Origin of the sequence: Microbacterium sp. NC79 (assembly GCF_019061125.1) — a bacterium.
Classification (GTDB): domain Bacteria; phylum Actinomycetota; class Actinomycetes; order Actinomycetales; family Microbacteriaceae; genus Microbacterium.
Genome location: NZ_JAHQYI010000002.1, coordinates 433513 through 447068, shown reverse-complemented (window position 1 = coordinate 447068; position 13556 = coordinate 433513). Strand labels below are relative to the sequence as shown.

Annotated in this window: 12 protein-coding genes; 8 read left to right on the top strand and 4 right to left on the bottom strand. The window is 62.5% G+C overall.

What is annotated here, in order from left to right:
* The first annotated feature begins 49 nt into the window (after positions 1–49).
* The 7 genes from KTJ77_RS12330 (at position 50) to KTJ77_RS12300 (ending at position 7059) form a co-directional block, all read left to right on the top strand.
* Entirely contained in the window at positions 50–2983 is a 2934-nt protein-coding gene (locus KTJ77_RS12330) for a Na+/H+ antiporter subunit A (RefSeq protein WP_217338831.1), read from the top strand.
* A complete protein-coding gene (locus tag KTJ77_RS12325; RefSeq protein WP_217338830.1) occupies positions 2980–3519 on the top strand; it encodes a Na(+)/H(+) antiporter subunit C in 540 nt (179 codons plus the stop codon). The genes KTJ77_RS12330 and KTJ77_RS12325 overlap by 4 nt, the downstream gene beginning before the upstream one ends.
* 5 nt (positions 3520–3524) lie before the next feature.
* On the top strand, positions 3525–5075 hold the full coding sequence (locus KTJ77_RS12320; protein WP_217338882.1) for a Na+/H+ antiporter subunit D: 1551 nt from the start codon (positions 3525–3527) through the stop codon (positions 5073–5075).
* Entirely contained in the window at positions 5068–5640 is a 573-nt protein-coding gene (locus KTJ77_RS12315; protein ID WP_217338829.1) for a Na+/H+ antiporter subunit E, read from the top strand. Before KTJ77_RS12320 ends, KTJ77_RS12315 begins: the two co-directional genes overlap by 8 nt.
* Positions 5637–5906 carry a monovalent cation/H+ antiporter complex subunit F gene (locus tag KTJ77_RS12310; protein ID WP_217338828.1) on the top strand — a complete coding sequence of 90 codons (270 nt, stop codon included), beginning with the start codon at positions 5637–5639 and terminating at the stop codon, positions 5904–5906. Before KTJ77_RS12315 ends, KTJ77_RS12310 begins: the two co-directional genes overlap by 4 nt.
* A complete protein-coding gene (gene mnhG, locus KTJ77_RS12305; RefSeq protein WP_217338827.1) occupies positions 5903–6256 on the top strand; it encodes a monovalent cation/H(+) antiporter subunit G in 354 nt (117 codons plus the stop codon). Before KTJ77_RS12310 ends, mnhG begins: the two co-directional genes overlap by 4 nt.
* Positions 6257–6345: 89 nt before the next feature.
* Entirely contained in the window at positions 6346–7059 is a 714-nt protein-coding gene (locus KTJ77_RS12300) for a DUF2510 domain-containing protein (RefSeq protein ID WP_217338826.1), read from the top strand.
* A 51-nt stretch (positions 7060–7110) separates the two neighbouring features.
* Here KTJ77_RS12300 and KTJ77_RS12295 read toward each other — a convergent pair whose 3' ends face one another.
* From KTJ77_RS12295 to argG, 4 genes are all read right to left on the bottom strand, one after another.
* Positions 7111–9720, bottom strand: coding sequence for a penicillin acylase family protein (locus KTJ77_RS12295; RefSeq protein WP_217338825.1), 2610 nt, complete (start codon positions 9718–9720; stop codon positions 7111–7113).
* A 91-nt stretch (positions 9721–9811) separates the two neighbouring features.
* On the bottom strand, positions 9812–10609 hold the full coding sequence (locus tag KTJ77_RS12290) for an ABC transporter permease (protein WP_217338824.1): 798 nt from the start codon (positions 10607–10609) through the stop codon (positions 9812–9814).
* 1 nt (position 10610) lies between these two features.
* Complete coding sequence (locus tag KTJ77_RS12285; RefSeq protein ID WP_217338823.1) at positions 10611–11495, bottom strand: ABC transporter ATP-binding protein; 885 nt, start codon at positions 11493–11495, stop codon at positions 10611–10613.
* Positions 11496–11658: 163 nt separating this feature from the next.
* A complete protein-coding gene (gene argG, locus KTJ77_RS12280) occupies positions 11659–13089 on the bottom strand; it encodes an argininosuccinate synthase (protein WP_217338822.1) in 1431 nt (476 codons plus the stop codon).
* A gap of 176 nt (positions 13090–13265) precedes the next feature.
* Between argG and KTJ77_RS12275 the strand changes: the two genes are divergently transcribed.
* On the top strand, positions 13266–13535 hold the full coding sequence (locus tag KTJ77_RS12275; protein ID WP_217338821.1) for a GlsB/YeaQ/YmgE family stress response membrane protein: 270 nt from the start codon (positions 13266–13268) through the stop codon (positions 13533–13535).
* The last annotated feature ends 21 nt before the right edge of the window (positions 13536–13556 follow it).

Sequence of the window (13556 nt, the reverse complement as noted above, 5' to 3'; positions counted from 1 at the left end):
GCCCTGCCCGCCAGTCCGTTAAATCGGCACGACGAGCGAAGACGAACACATGCTCACAATCCTCGCGATTTTCGCGATTGCTCCTCTAGTAATCGTGTGGCTCGCGCGCGTCTGGGGTGCTCGCGCCTTCATCGCAGCGGCTCTGCTTCCGGCCGCCGCATTCGGGCATGCCCTGAGCCTCACGCCGCGCATTCTCTCCGGCGAGACCGTCACCGAAACCTACGCGTGGATTCCGCAGCTCGGCATCAACCTGTCGATGCGCATGGACTTCCTCAGCCTCCTGATGACGTTCATCGTCACCGGCGTCGGCGCGCTCGTGCTGATGTATTGCGCGTGGTATTTCGCGGGCAAGCCCACCAACCTTCCCCAGTTTTCCGCGGTGTTGCTCGCCTTCAGCGGCGCGATGTATGGGCTCGTGCTGACAGACGACATCATCATGCTCGTGATGTTCTGGGAGCTCACGAGCATTCTCAGCTACCTGCTCATCGGCCACTATCACGCCCGTGCGATGAGCCGCCGTGCTGCGCTGCAGGCGCTCCTCGTGACGACCCTCGGCGGCCTGTTGATGTTTGTTGGTTCCGTGCTGTTGGTGGTGCACACCGGAACCTCGTCACTGAGCACGATTCTGGCCAAGGCGCCGACGGGGCCGGTAGTGAGTGCCGCGCTTGTCCTCATCATCATCGGCGGCCTGTCTAAGTCGGCCATCTTCCCTTTCCACTTTTGGCTCCCGGGCGCGATGGCCGCGCCCACGCCGGTCAGCGCGTATTTGCACGCCGCCGCCATGGTGAAGGCCGGTATTTACCTGTTCGCGCGCTTTGCGCCGACGTTTGCCGATGACCCGGTGTGGCGACCGATCATCATTTCACTTGGCGTCTTCACGATGCTGCTTGGCGGCTTCCAAGCGATCCGTGAGACCGACCTGAAACGCATCCTTGCGTTCGGAACGGTGAGTCAGCTCGGCCTGCTCACCACGGTGCTGTCGATGGGCACCCAGGCAACCGCACTCGCCGGGCTTGGGCTCTTGCTCGGCCACGCCCTCTTCAAATCCGCGCTCTTCCTCATCGTCGGTGTCATTGACCGTCAGCTCTCCACCCGTAACATCACCGAACTCAGCGGCGTGGGCAGGCAGGCGCCAGTAATGATGGTGTTCTCGACGATTGCGGTGGCCAGCATGGTGGGCTTTCCGCCGACGATCGGCTTCGTCGCGAAAGAGGGCGCGCTCACCGGGTTCTTGACCGAAGCACAGGGTGGCTCGCCCTGGGGCTGGGTCGGCCTCATCGGTATTGGTCTCGGCTCGGTGCTGACGATGGCGTATGGTTGCCGGTTCTTGTGGGGCGCTTACGCAACGAAGAAGACGGCAGACGGAACCGCGCGGCAACGTACCGAGTGGCCGGATCCGCCGATGGGATTTCTGTCGGCACCCGTCATCCTGTCATCGCTCTCATTGCTTGCGGGCTTGGCCGCCGGCTGGCTCGATCCGGCTTTTCAGCTGTACGCCACTACCGCGCCCCTCGCGACGCCGGGCTCTAGCGCGCAGCCGCATGCGGCGCATCTCGCACTCTGGCATGGACTCGAACCCGCCCTATTTGTTTCGCTTGCCGCGCTGATTCTCGGCTTTGCGATCTTCTGGGTGACCCGCGCCGCGACCAGCGCAGACCGCTTTCTTCGTTTCACCGCGGCTGACGCCTACAACGGTGTCATGCGCGGCATCGACAAGCTCTCCGTGGTGACGACGTCGCTTACCCAGCGCGGCTCGCTCCCGATCTATGTCGCGATCGTGTTCATCGTGTTCGTGGGCGCCGAGGCGACGGCGCTGCTGTCATCGCCAGACTGGCGGATTGATTTGGCCGCGTGGCATAGCCCCGTGCAAATCGTCGTTGCTCCGCTCATGATTCTCGCCGGCATCCTCGCCGTTCGGGTCACCAAGCGCTACACCGGTGTCGTGCTGGTCTCTGTGACCGGTTCTGGCATGGTCGTCCTCTTCGCTACGAGCGGGGCTCCTGACCTCGCGCTCACTCAGATTCTTGTCGAGACCGTGACTCTGGTCGCTTTCGCTCTCGTGCTCCGCCGTATTCCTGCCCGCATGGGCCAACACAATCGTTCCGTTGCTCCGATTGCCCGTGCCGTGCTGGCTGCTGCTGTCGGTCTCACGATGGCAGCGGTTGCCGTGGTGGCGACAGGGGCACGTGTGGCGGAACCAATTTCCAACCAGTTTCCGCCGCTCGCGTATGAGTACGGTCACGGCAAGAACGTCGTCAACGTCGCTCTTGTCGACCTGCGTGGGTGGGACACCATGGGTGAGCTCAGTGTCCTGATTCTGGCCGCCACCGGTGTCGCTTCGTTGGTGTTTGTCACCGACCGCGCCGACCTGTTGTCACAGACCCGCGCGGTTCCGAAAGCGGTCACGCGGAGGGGGCGTCGCCGCCCGCTTGTCGAGACGGGCAATGGCGTCGCCGCTCAAACGCTCGATAACCGCAGCAATCCGCGTGCCTGGCTCGTGGGCGGTCAGATGATGAACGAGGAAAGCCGTTCGATCATGCTCGAAGTGATCGTGCGTATTCTCTTCCACACCATCATCGTCGTCTCGATCTACCTCCTCTTCGCCGGCCATAATTTGCCTGGCGGCGGCTTCGCCGGTGGGCTCGTCGCCGGGATGGCGCTCGTGATGCGGTACATCGCCGGTGGGCGACACGAACTGGGAGCCGCCGCACCCACCGATGCTGGCATGCTATTGGGTGCCGGTATGACGATTGCGGTGCTGACGGCGGTCGTGCCGATGTTCTTCGGCATGGCGCCCCTGGAAAGCACCTTCTGGGAGGCAGAAATTCCGGTGATCGGGCACGTCGAGTTCGTGACGTCGACGCTTTTCGACATCGGTGTCTACCTTGTTGTAGTCGGCCTGGTGCTTGATGTGCTGCGTAGCCTCGGCGCAGAAGTTGACCGTCAAACCCAGGAACGACGCCGGCGATTGGAGCGAGTATGAACGCTTCATCAACGCTCATTGTGATCATGGCCGTGCTCTTCGCTGCCGGTGTCTACGCCATGATGGAACGCTCGCTCACACGCGTGCTCATCGGTTTTCTTTTGCTGGGTAATGCAACGAACCTGCTGCTGCTGATTGTGATGGGCGCTCCCGGTATTGCGCCGTTCTTCGGTTCTGGCGACGTGTCAGAGATGAGCGACCCGCTCCCGCAGGCGCTCACCCTGACAGCCATCGTCATCACGTTCGCCGTCAGCGCCTTCCTGCTTGCGTTGATTTACCGATCATGGCAACTCGGCGAGGCCGACATCGTTGAAGACGACGAGACCGACATCGCCGTTCGTGAGCGTGGTGCTGAAGAAGATGACGTCATGGACGACGAAGAGTTCGGCGACGACGATCCAGACATCGCCACCGACTTCGTGGGCACCGAAACGTCGCCGATTACCGTGCTCCACACGCGTGACTTCGCTGGCATCGACGACAACGCACCCGTCGACACCCCCGACCAACCGACCCCGAACGGAGGTGAGCGTTGATGGATATGAGCATCCTGGTTCCGCTGATCGTGACGCTCCCCCTGCTCGGAGCGGCCATCACGCTAATCTTCGGGCGCATGCGTCGCGTGCAGATCATCACGTCGATCGTCACGCTCACCGTCGTCTTCGTTATCGCAGGAGCCCTGCTGTTCGCGGTCGATGGCGGCAGCCCGATCGCGGTGTCGGTGGGCGGCTGGCCGATCCCCTTCGGCATCGTGCTCTATGTCGACCGCTTGGCGGCCCTGCTTGTTGCCGTTTCCAGTCTCGTTCTCCTCGCGGTGTTGTTGTTCTCCGTTGGGCAGGGTGCAGCGGACGGTGATAGTGAGACCCCGGTCTCCATCTTCTTCCCGTCGTACCTGATTCTGGGCGCCGGTATCTTCAACGCGTTTATCGCTGGTGACCTTTTCAACCTCTATGTCGGGTTCGAGATTCTGCTCGTCGCCTCCTACGTCCTGATCACGCTGGGTTCGACCGAGTCGCGCATCCGCAGCGGCGTGGTCTACATCGTCGTTTCGCTCGTCTCGTCGATTCTGTTCCTCGCAGCGATCGCCATGATCTACGGCGCACTCGGCACCGTCAACATGGCGCAAATTGCCGAGCGGATGGGGGAGCTGCCCGAAAGCACGCAGCTCGTTCTGCACCTGATGCTTGTCATCGCGTTCGGCATCAAGGCCGCCGTCTTCCCCGTGAGCTTCTGGCTGCCAGACTCCTACCCGACGGCGCCTGCCCCGGTCACCGCAGTGTTCGCGGGGTTGCTAACGAAGGTTGGCGTTTATGCGCTGATTCGCACCGAAACGCAGCTGTTCAACTCGTCCGATATCAACACGCTGCTGTTGATCGTTGCGCTCGCGACAATGGTGGTGGGCATTCTGGGTGCGGTCGCGCAGGCCGAGCTGAAACGTATCCTGTCATTCACTCTGGTCAGCCACGTCGGCTACATGATCTTCGGCCTTGCCATTGCAACTCCGGCGGCGATTGGCGCCACTGTCTACTACACGGTGCACCATATCGTCGTGCAAACCACCCTCTTTCTTGCCGTCGGTCTTATCGAGCGAAAAGCTGGTTCCACGTCGATCCTCCGCGTGCGCGGGCTGATGAAGGCGGCTCCGCTCATCGCCGTGCTGTACTTCATCCCAGCGATTAACCTGGGTGGCTTGCCACCGTTCTCCGGCTTCATCGGCAAGTTCGCGCTGTTTAGCGCGGCCGCCGATGAAGGCACGCCCCTCATGATGGTGCTGATTATCGGCGGCATTGTGACAAGCCTGCTGACGCTGTACGCACTCATGCGCGCGTGGAACCTTGCGTTCTGGCGCGAAGAAGAGGACTCGGTCGAAACCGATTTGCGCATCAGCTACCTTGGCAACGCGCCTGCCGCTGACGACACCAGGGAGCAGCGCGTGATCCCGCGCATTATGACGGCGGCCACCACCGGGATGGTCGCAGTCACGGTCGCGCTGACGGTGTTCGCTGGCCCGCTTTACGACGTCTGCATGCGCGTCGGAGATGCGCTGCTCACGCCGATCTCACTGGAGAACCTGGAGGTCGCTGATGATTGACAATCGTCGCACCGCCGCTCGAGCGTTATGGACCCAGCTCCCATTCTTTGTCTGGCTCATTCTGTTGTGGATGCTGCTGTGGGGGCAGTTCACTGTGCTGTCGTTGCTGACCGGAACCATTGTCGCGATCTTCACGACGCGCGTGTTCCGCCTGCCTCCCGCTGAACTCTCCGGCCGTATTAACCTCTGGTACGGGCTCATCTTCGCGGTGACATTTACGATCGCCGTGGTGATGGGCTCACTGCAGGTGGCTTGGCATGTCTGGAACGGCAAGCGCCCAGGCACCGCCATCATTGCGGTTCCGCTTGACACCGATGACGACCTGATCATGACGCACGTCGGCGTCACCGCGTCGCTGATACCCGGTTCTCTCGTCGTACAAACCGACAGGAAGAACCGCATTCTGTACCTCCACATCATCGGGGTGAAGAGCCTCGATGACGTGGAGCGTCAGCGTGCTGGCGTATTGCGCTGGGAAGATCGCATCGTACGCGCCGTTGGCTCTCGAGAGCAGATGCAAGCGCTGAAAAAGCGTGAGGCCGCACACCACGGGAGCACAGCATGAGCCCACTCCTGCTCGTCATCATTATTGTTTTCGGCATTGCCGCGGTACTGACGATTTACCGCATCGTGCGCGGGCCCTCCATTCTTGACCGCGCCGTCGCCAGTGACGTTTTACTCACCGAAGTGATGTGCGTGCTGGGTGCCGAAATGGCGATCAACCACCACACTCGATCGCTGCCTGTGCTGCTCATCATTGCCGCGGTGGGGGTGTTCGGGTCGATCTCGGTCGCCCGCTACGTCGCACGGAGGGATAACCAGACCTCATGACCGGTGACCAGATTCTTGACCTCGCGGTACTGATCCTGATTCTGATCGGTGCGCTGCTGTGCCTATCGGCGGCTGTTGGCCTGCTGCGTTTTCGTGATGTACCTACGCGCCTGCACGCAGCCACCAAGCCGCAGGTGCTCGGTTTCCTCTTGATCTGCCTCGCGATCGCGCTGTCTGCCCGCTCGCTCCCCGCGACCGCAATGCTTGTCGCCATCGTCGTCGTGCAGTTCGCTACGGCGCCGCTATCGGCACACATGGTCGGCCGTCAGGCGTACCGTAACGGAACCATCGACGAAGAGTCATTGTTCGTTGACGAGCTCAAAGACGCGAAAGACATCGCTTCGGAGTAGCGCCCACATGTGACTGCGTTCCCACCGCTGTTGAGGGTCGAGCCCCACAGCGTAGGGTGAGAGAGCGGTTTACGTAAGGGGACAAAACAATGAATATCGCACCCGGTTGGTATGGGGTTGCCGGAACCAGCGATGTGCGCTGGTGGGACGGCGCGAAGTTTCGCACGATTCTGTTGCGCGACGGTGCCGTTGTGTACGAGAAGACCCGTTCGCAAACGCCCACCATGTCGTATCTGCTGGGCGGCATCCTGGTGCTCCTGGGCCTTACTCGACTTGCTGCACTGAGTCGCGACAACGTCGACGTCGCTTTCGCGGTTTTCCTCTTCATCGTCGGCATTCTTAGCGTTATCAGCGCTGCGCTGGGTAGAAAGATTGAGAAGCTTCCCGCACCTTCGCTGGCGCCATACGCTGATCCCCGCACGATGCCGTGGCCGGGCCACACGGAGCCTGGGGCGATTGCTCCCGGCTGGTACGCAGCTCCGTCGGCCAAGCTGCCGCGGTGGTGGACGGGTGCTCGCTGGAGTGAATACCTGTCCGTGCGTCAGTTGCCGTTACCTGTCGCTGGTCAACGCGGCCGGATGGTGGCGTCAACGTGGATTGGCGTGGCGACGTTCGGGATCCTGTCGCTGCTCTGCCTTGGGCTCGCCCTCGTGGGTGCCAGCAACGGGATCGGTGAGATGGTCGCGATCGGAGTGATCTTGGCGGTTCTCTTCGTAGTGCTGGCCTTCGTGTTCGCATTTTATGGCGCGTACATGGTGCGTGTTTATACGCTGCCGACGACTCCTCCCGGGTACAACGCATGACAATTGTGCCCGGCTGGTATGCGGTTCCCGGAACGGCGGGTGTGCTCGCTACTACTTCTTCGGCGTGAGCGTGAGCGTGTCGGTGGTTCCGGCGGCAACTGCCCTCTTCGTAAAGGCCCACGGCAGTTGCTTGCCGTCCGCCCACATCGGCGTCTGGTCGACGTAGTTGGGGTGGAACGCGTGACCGCTTGTTCCGGTGAGGTGGATCCAGGTCGAGGCATCCCAATCACTGACGTCGATCACCATGCGCATCGAAGGCACCGTCGTTGTTTCGAAGCTCTTGCCAATCGTCCAGCCGGTCGCGTCGACCACGCTGGCACCACCGCCCACGTCGTAGGGGCCGCGGTTGAAGAGCCACTCGATCGGCGCGATGCCACTGGAGCCGAAGGTGTCTGAGCGCAGTGTGATGGCGTGCAGCGCGCCCCAGTTCCACTTCGTCGGGTCATCACCCTGGAGTTCCACCATGCGGTCGTAGGCCTTCTCGACCGCATAGACGAGCATGTCGTCTTTCGACGTGATGCCCAGCTCGTCATTAACCCACCACTCTGATTCAGGGTTATTGAGCAATCCATCGACGACGAGGAAGAGGCGTGATTGACCGGTGACAGGCGCCGGAACATCACGCTCAGCGAACATCGCCATGACGAGTGTGTCCCACAGCACGTTGGCGTAGGCGGCGGCCGCACTGCTCTTCGCGTTCTGCGCGTCCCAACCGGCGAGGAGGTCAAGGGCTGTCTGTACACCTTCCCGGTCACTCGCGACGTTCGCCACCGCAGTGGTGAGACGCTTGCCGATAAACATTTCTTGGTCGATCTGAATCGCGCGCATCTGATCGGCGGTGACCGGCCCCTCGGCGATCGCCGCCTCGATGAGATTCACGATGCGGTCGGCGCGGTATCCCTCATCCCAGTCGCGGGAGAGGAAATAGGGGTAGGAGTCATCAACGATCGCAGCGTTTGCGGTGACGATGTAGCCCGCCTTGGGGTTGACCGCCCGCGGAAGCGCGGCAAAGGGAATGTAGCCCTGCCAGTCGTAGGCGCTGTCCCACCCCGGCTGCGGAATCCAGCCATCGCCTGCACCACGGATCGGCAGGTTTCCGGGAGCCTGATAGGCGATATTTCCGTCGACATCTGCGTAGATCAGGTTCTGCGCTGGCACGGAGAACAGGGCGGCAGCGGCTTGGAAGTCTTCGACGCTGTGCGCGGTGTTGAGCGCAAAAATCGCGGCAGGGGTCGTGGTGACTTCGAGGGCCGTCCACTTCAAGCTGACCGCATAGCTGTCGCCCTCGGGTGCGTTCGCGTAAGTGGCGTCGTCGGCGATCTGTGTGAAGTCGCCGGTGAGGCCCGAGACGATCGGCCCGTGCACGGTGGACTTGACGGTGAGTTTGATGTCATCGCCACCGGCCACCTTGACGATTTCGGTGCGCTCTTCGAAGTCAACGAGGGCACCGTCGCGCCAATACTGATCGCCCTGCACACGCTCGACGTAGAGGTCGGCGACGTCGGTGGTGAGGTTGGTGAATCCCCACGCGATGGTCTCGTTGTGGCCGATCACAATGCCAGGCAGCCCGGAGAAGCTGAAGCCACCCACGTCGAACGGGCACGCAGGTGACGGCTGCGCGCACTTGAGTTGCATTTGCGTCCACACGCTCGGCAACGCCGCACCGAGGTGGGGGTCGTTCGCGAGCAGGGGCAGGCCGGTGTCGGTGTGCTCGCCCGAGACGACCCACGAGTTTGAGCCGATGCCTTCTCCAGCATCGCCCACGAGCTTCTCGACGGCCTCCAGGACGCCGCCCGCCGTCGCCCACTCGATGCCGGAGGCGCCAACGGTCGGAACTTCCACCGTTCCGCTTGATGCTCCCGAACCGGACGCCATGGTTCCGGAACCATCACCAGCGCCCTGAGAGACGGTCGGTAGCGTCGCAGCGTCAACGATGGTGGGGTGCTCGTCGAACGGGTAAGCGGGGTAGAGCTCAGCAATCTGCTCGGGGGTGAAGTCTTGCAGAAGCAGGGCGCGCGTGGTCTCATCTTCGATGTTGGTGCGCAGATCCCAGGCCATCGCCTTCAGCCACGCCACGGAATCGGTGGGTGTCCACGGCTCGGGTTCATAGCCTGGCGTGGTTAAACCAAGCACCGAATACTCCAGGGCAAGGTCGCCGCCCTGACGCTCATCGAGGTACGCGTTGACACCTTCGGCGTAAGACTCGTAGTAGCTCAGCGTCGTCTCGTCGAGCGCCTTCACCTCTTGTTCGGCGATTTCGTGCCAGCCGAGGGTGCGCAAGAACTTGTCGGTGCCGACCTGGGACTTGCCGAAAAGCTCGGCGACGCGGCCGGCAGTGACGTGGCGACGGAAGTCCATCTCCCAGAAACGATCCTGCGCGTGCGCGTAGCCCTGGGCGAAGAACAGGTCGTCGGTGTTCTGCGCGGTGATCGTGGGCACGCCCTGCTCGTTGCGTTGAATGGTGACCTCGGCGGTCAGCCCATCGACCGTGGCGGCGCCGTTGTAGGTCGGGAAGGGGCGCTGAATCGTCCAGTTCAGGAGCGCTGATGCCGCAATCACGATGACAACGATGATTGCGATGAGCGTGAGCGCAGATCGTTTGACAATGGTTCCGGCGGTCAGCGGCTGCTTTGCCACGGTGGTCGTCGATTCGGTCGTCATTTAACTATCCCCCAGGTTGGTGGAGTGCCGTCGCTCGGTTTCGAACCGGGTCCAGCCCCCTTGGGCATCGTACCCAATCCCGGTGGTGTCGTCAGACGCGCTGGGTATCGCGTCGGAAAAACAGCACGGCAAGTGCGGTAAACGCGGCGAACCAGAACAGCAGACTCGGAACCGCCCAGACGCTGGGGGCGACACCGATAATGGCGCTTTGCGCAAGATTCGCGATGCCCCAGAGCGGTGTGAACTGCGCGGTCAGCTGCACAAGCTCGGGGAGTGCGGCGAGCGGAACAAACAGGCCACCCATGAAGGCAAGCACAGGAAGCAGCGGGCCCATGTATCGCATGGCGTTTTGCGAAGGGAACGCATAACCCACGGCCAGGCCGAGGCTCGTCATCGACAACGAGGTCAGCCACGCCAACACACCCGCAGCGATGACATTCGGCAACGGTGCGGTGATCCCGAGGAGAGCGCCCGCGATGACCGTGATGATGACGGCGATTGCGGAGAGCACCATGCCTGTGCCTACCTTAATCAGGATGTAAATGAGGGGGTTCAGTGGCGTGAGGCGCAGTTGGCGCGACCACCCCATGCCGCGCTCGTAAGCCACGGTCACACCCGTCATCGTGGAGCCGACGAGCGCCGCATACACCGCCATCGAAATCATGATCGGGAGTGCGGCTGACGTGCCGTCTTTGGCAACCGGAACCTCGGTGAGAGACGTGTTCTTGAGGGGGAGGGCGACCAGCAACAGCATGGCCACCGGGAACACGACCGTGAAGATGATGACCGAGTAGTTGCGAAAGAGGCGCTTCAGCTCGAGGCCGAAGAACGTCCAGGTGAAGCCGCCGTAGCGGGGCACGTTGCGGTTGGTGACGTCGATGCGTTCCATGTCAGTTCTCCGCACTGGTCAGGCGCAGGAACGCCTGCTCGAGGTTCTGGCTGGTGACGGCCACGTCTCGTGCCGCGGTCTGCGTGAGCAGATAGCGCGCGACGGTGTCGGAGTCGCCGGTGTGGATGACAATACGGTTGCCGCGAATCGTGACGTCATCGGCTGCCGGAATGGCGGCGAGTTGCTGCTGCGTTGCTCCAGGCAACTCTGCCTCCACGCGGCGGCCAGATGCCATCGCCTTAATCTCAGCCGTGGTTCCGTCTGCCACAATCTGACCCTGGCGGATCAGCACGATGCGATCGGCGTATTGGTCGGCCTCTTCGAGGTAGTGGGTGGCGAACACGACGGTACGGCCGCGCTTAGCGTCGGCGTGGATCGCCTGCCAAAACGATTGACGGCCTTCGACGTCCATTCCCGTGGTGGGTTCGTCAAGCACGATCAGCGCAGGATCGCTCACCAGGGCCATGGCAAAACGGAGGCGTTGCTTCTGACCTCCCGAGCACTGCTGCACGCGCCTTGTGGCGATGTCGGTGATGCCCGCGCGCGCCATCGCTTCGTCGATACTGATCGTGCCGACGAAGAGTGACGCGGTCATACGCATGGTGTCACGAACGGTGACATCGCCGAGCAGGCCGCCGGTCTGCATGACCGCGGAGACAAGGCCCCTGGCGATGGCGGCGCGAGGAGTCATGCCGAACAGCTCGACGGAACCGCTGGTGGGCTGGCTGAGGCCGAGCAGCATGTCGATCGTGGTGGTCTTACCCGCACCGTTTGGGCCGAGGAATGCGACGACTTCGCCGGGGTTGACGGTGAGGCTCACGCCGTCAACGGCGGTGTGTGAGCCGAACGTCTTCGTCAGCGACGTGGCGCGCACTGCGGGTGTCATGGTTCCAGCCCACTCCAGTTCTCGATGATTCGCAAATCCACGTGGCATATCCGCCCGGTCGTTGAGCGTGCGAGACGAAACGCACCGATACCGCCTGCCCATCGCCCGAACAACGAAGCCGGGCTCCCGCATGCCACTGGAACCCGGCTTTCGTTAACGCGACTTAGTCGGTGCCTGCGTCGAACGCAGCCGATTCGCCAGCAGCATCGAACTCGGCGGCGGCTGCCCGCTGCTCGTCCGTGCCCTCAGCGATCTCGGCAGCGTCACCCTGCTTGTAGCCGCCGACGAGCTCGCCGGTGGGGCCACCGATGAGGCCGAGTGCCGCGTACTGCTCGAGGCGCGAGCGCGAGTCAGCGATGTCGAGGTTGCGCATGGTGAGCTGACCGATGCGGTCCTTCGGGCCGAACGCAGCGTCGCCGACCCGCTCCATCGAGAGCTTCTCAGCGGCGTACGACAGGTTGGACGACTCGGTGTTGAGGATCGTGTAGTCCTCACCACGGCGCAAGCGCAGCGTGACGGTACCTGAGATGGTGGAACCAACCCACTTCTGGATCGACTCGCGCAGCATCAGTGACTGGGGCTCGAGCCAGCGGCCTTCGTACATCAGGCGACCGAGGCGACGACCCTGCTCGTGGTAGGTCGCGAGGGTGTCTTCGTTGAGGATGCCGTTGACGAGGCGCTCGTAGGCGGTGAACAGCAGGGCCATGCCCGGTGCTTCGTATATGCCGCGCGACTTCGCTTCGATGATGCGGTTTTCGATCTGGTCGCTCATGCCGAGGCCGTGGCGGCCACCGATGCGGTTGGCTTCGAAGACCAGGTCGACGGGGTTTGCGAACTCCTTGCCGTTGAGGGCAACGGGGCGGCCAGCGTCGAACGTGACGGTGACGTCTTCGGTTTCGATCTCCACCGACGGGTCCCAGAACTTGACCCCCATGATCGGCTCAACGATCTCCAGCGACACATCGAGGAACTCGAGGGTCTTGGCTTCGTGCGTTGCACCCCAGATGTTGGCGTCGGTCGAGTACGCCTTCTCCGCGGAGTCGCGGTACGGGTAGCCGTTCGCGACGAGCCACTCGCTCATCTCCTGGCGACCGCCGAGCTGCGACACAAAGTCAGCGTCAAGCCATGGCTTGTAGATGCGCAGTGCGGGGTTTGCGAGCAGACCGTAGCGGTAGAAGCGCTCGATGTCGTTGCCCTTGTAGGTGGAACCATCGCCCCAGATGTCGACGCCGTCTTCCTTCATGGCGCGCACGAGCAGCGTGCCCGTGACGGCGCGGCCGATCGGGGTCGTGTTGAAGTAGGTGCGTCCGCCCGAGCGGATGTGGAAGGCCCCGGTCTGCAGGGCGACGAAACCCTCCTCAACGAGGGCGGTCTTGCAGTCAACGAGGCGCGAAACCTCGGCACCGTACTCGAGCGCGCGGCCGGGGATCGACTCAATGTCGTCTTCATCCGGCTGGCCGAGGTCGCCCGTGTACGTGCACGGAACCGCTCCGTTGTGTCGCATCCAGGCGACGGCTACGGAGGTGTCGAGCCCTCCCGAGAATGCGATGCCGACGCGCTCGCCGACGGGAAGGGATTCGAGAACCTTAGACATGGTTCCAGTCTACCGGCGGATTTCGAGCATTTTTCCCTGCTTACGCGCGCTTATACACGCGAATCTTCGCCGCGCGCAACCCCCTTGGTCGCACTATGGCCGCTCCGTATTGTCGAGTTCACACCAAAAGTGGTGCGCTCTCATACCAAGGAGAGCCTCCAGATAGGAGTTCTGACATGACGTTCCTCGGTTTTCTTCTGCTCGGATTGATTGCCGGCGTAATTGCCAAGGCGCTACTGCCCGGAAGGCAGGGTGGCGGATGGCTGGCGACGCTTGCTCTCGGTGTTGTGGGTGCGTTGCTCGGTGGATGGCTGGGTAGCTTGCTCTTCAACCGCCCGCTCACGGAGTTCTTCGATATCCAGACGTGGTTGCTGGCAATTGCGGGCGCGATCATCGTGCTCCTGCTGTACGGACTCCTGACCCGCGGTTCCGCCAAGGCGCGCTAGAGGCGCAACAGTGTTTGAGAA

What these genes read in the sequence shown, in the direction of transcription:
- KTJ77_RS12330 (WP_217338831.1), top strand. Translation starts at nt 50, where the DNA reads ATGCTCACAATCCTCGCGATTTTCGCGATTGCTCCTCTAGTAATCGTG.
- KTJ77_RS12325 (WP_217338830.1), top strand. Translation starts at nt 2,980, where the DNA reads ATGAACGCTTCATCAACGCTCATTGTGATCATGGCCGTGCTCTTCGCT.
- KTJ77_RS12320 (WP_217338882.1), top strand. Translation starts at nt 3,525, where the DNA reads ATGAGCATCCTGGTTCCGCTGATCGTGACGCTCCCCCTGCTCGGAGCG.
- KTJ77_RS12315 (WP_217338829.1), top strand. Translation starts at nt 5,068, where the DNA reads ATGATTGACAATCGTCGCACCGCCGCTCGAGCGTTATGGACCCAGCTC.
- KTJ77_RS12310 (WP_217338828.1), top strand. Translation starts at nt 5,637, where the DNA reads ATGAGCCCACTCCTGCTCGTCATCATTATTGTTTTCGGCATTGCCGCG.
- mnhG (WP_217338827.1), top strand. Translation starts at nt 5,903, where the DNA reads ATGACCGGTGACCAGATTCTTGACCTCGCGGTACTGATCCTGATTCTG.
- KTJ77_RS12300 (WP_217338826.1), top strand. Translation starts at nt 6,346, where the DNA reads ATGAATATCGCACCCGGTTGGTATGGGGTTGCCGGAACCAGCGATGTG.
- KTJ77_RS12295 (WP_217338825.1), bottom strand. Translation starts at nt 9,720, where the DNA reads ATGACGACCGAATCGACGACCACCGTGGCAAAGCAGCCGCTGACCGCC.
- KTJ77_RS12290 (WP_217338824.1), bottom strand. Translation starts at nt 10,609, where the DNA reads ATGGAACGCATCGACGTCACCAACCGCAACGTGCCCCGCTACGGCGGC.
- KTJ77_RS12285 (WP_217338823.1), bottom strand. Translation starts at nt 11,495, where the DNA reads ATGACACCCGCAGTGCGCGCCACGTCGCTGACGAAGACGTTCGGCTCA.
- argG (WP_217338822.1), bottom strand. Translation starts at nt 13,089, where the DNA reads ATGTCTAAGGTTCTCGAATCCCTTCCCGTCGGCGAGCGCGTCGGCATC.
- KTJ77_RS12275 (WP_217338821.1), top strand. Translation starts at nt 13,266, where the DNA reads ATGACGTTCCTCGGTTTTCTTCTGCTCGGATTGATTGCCGGCGTAATT.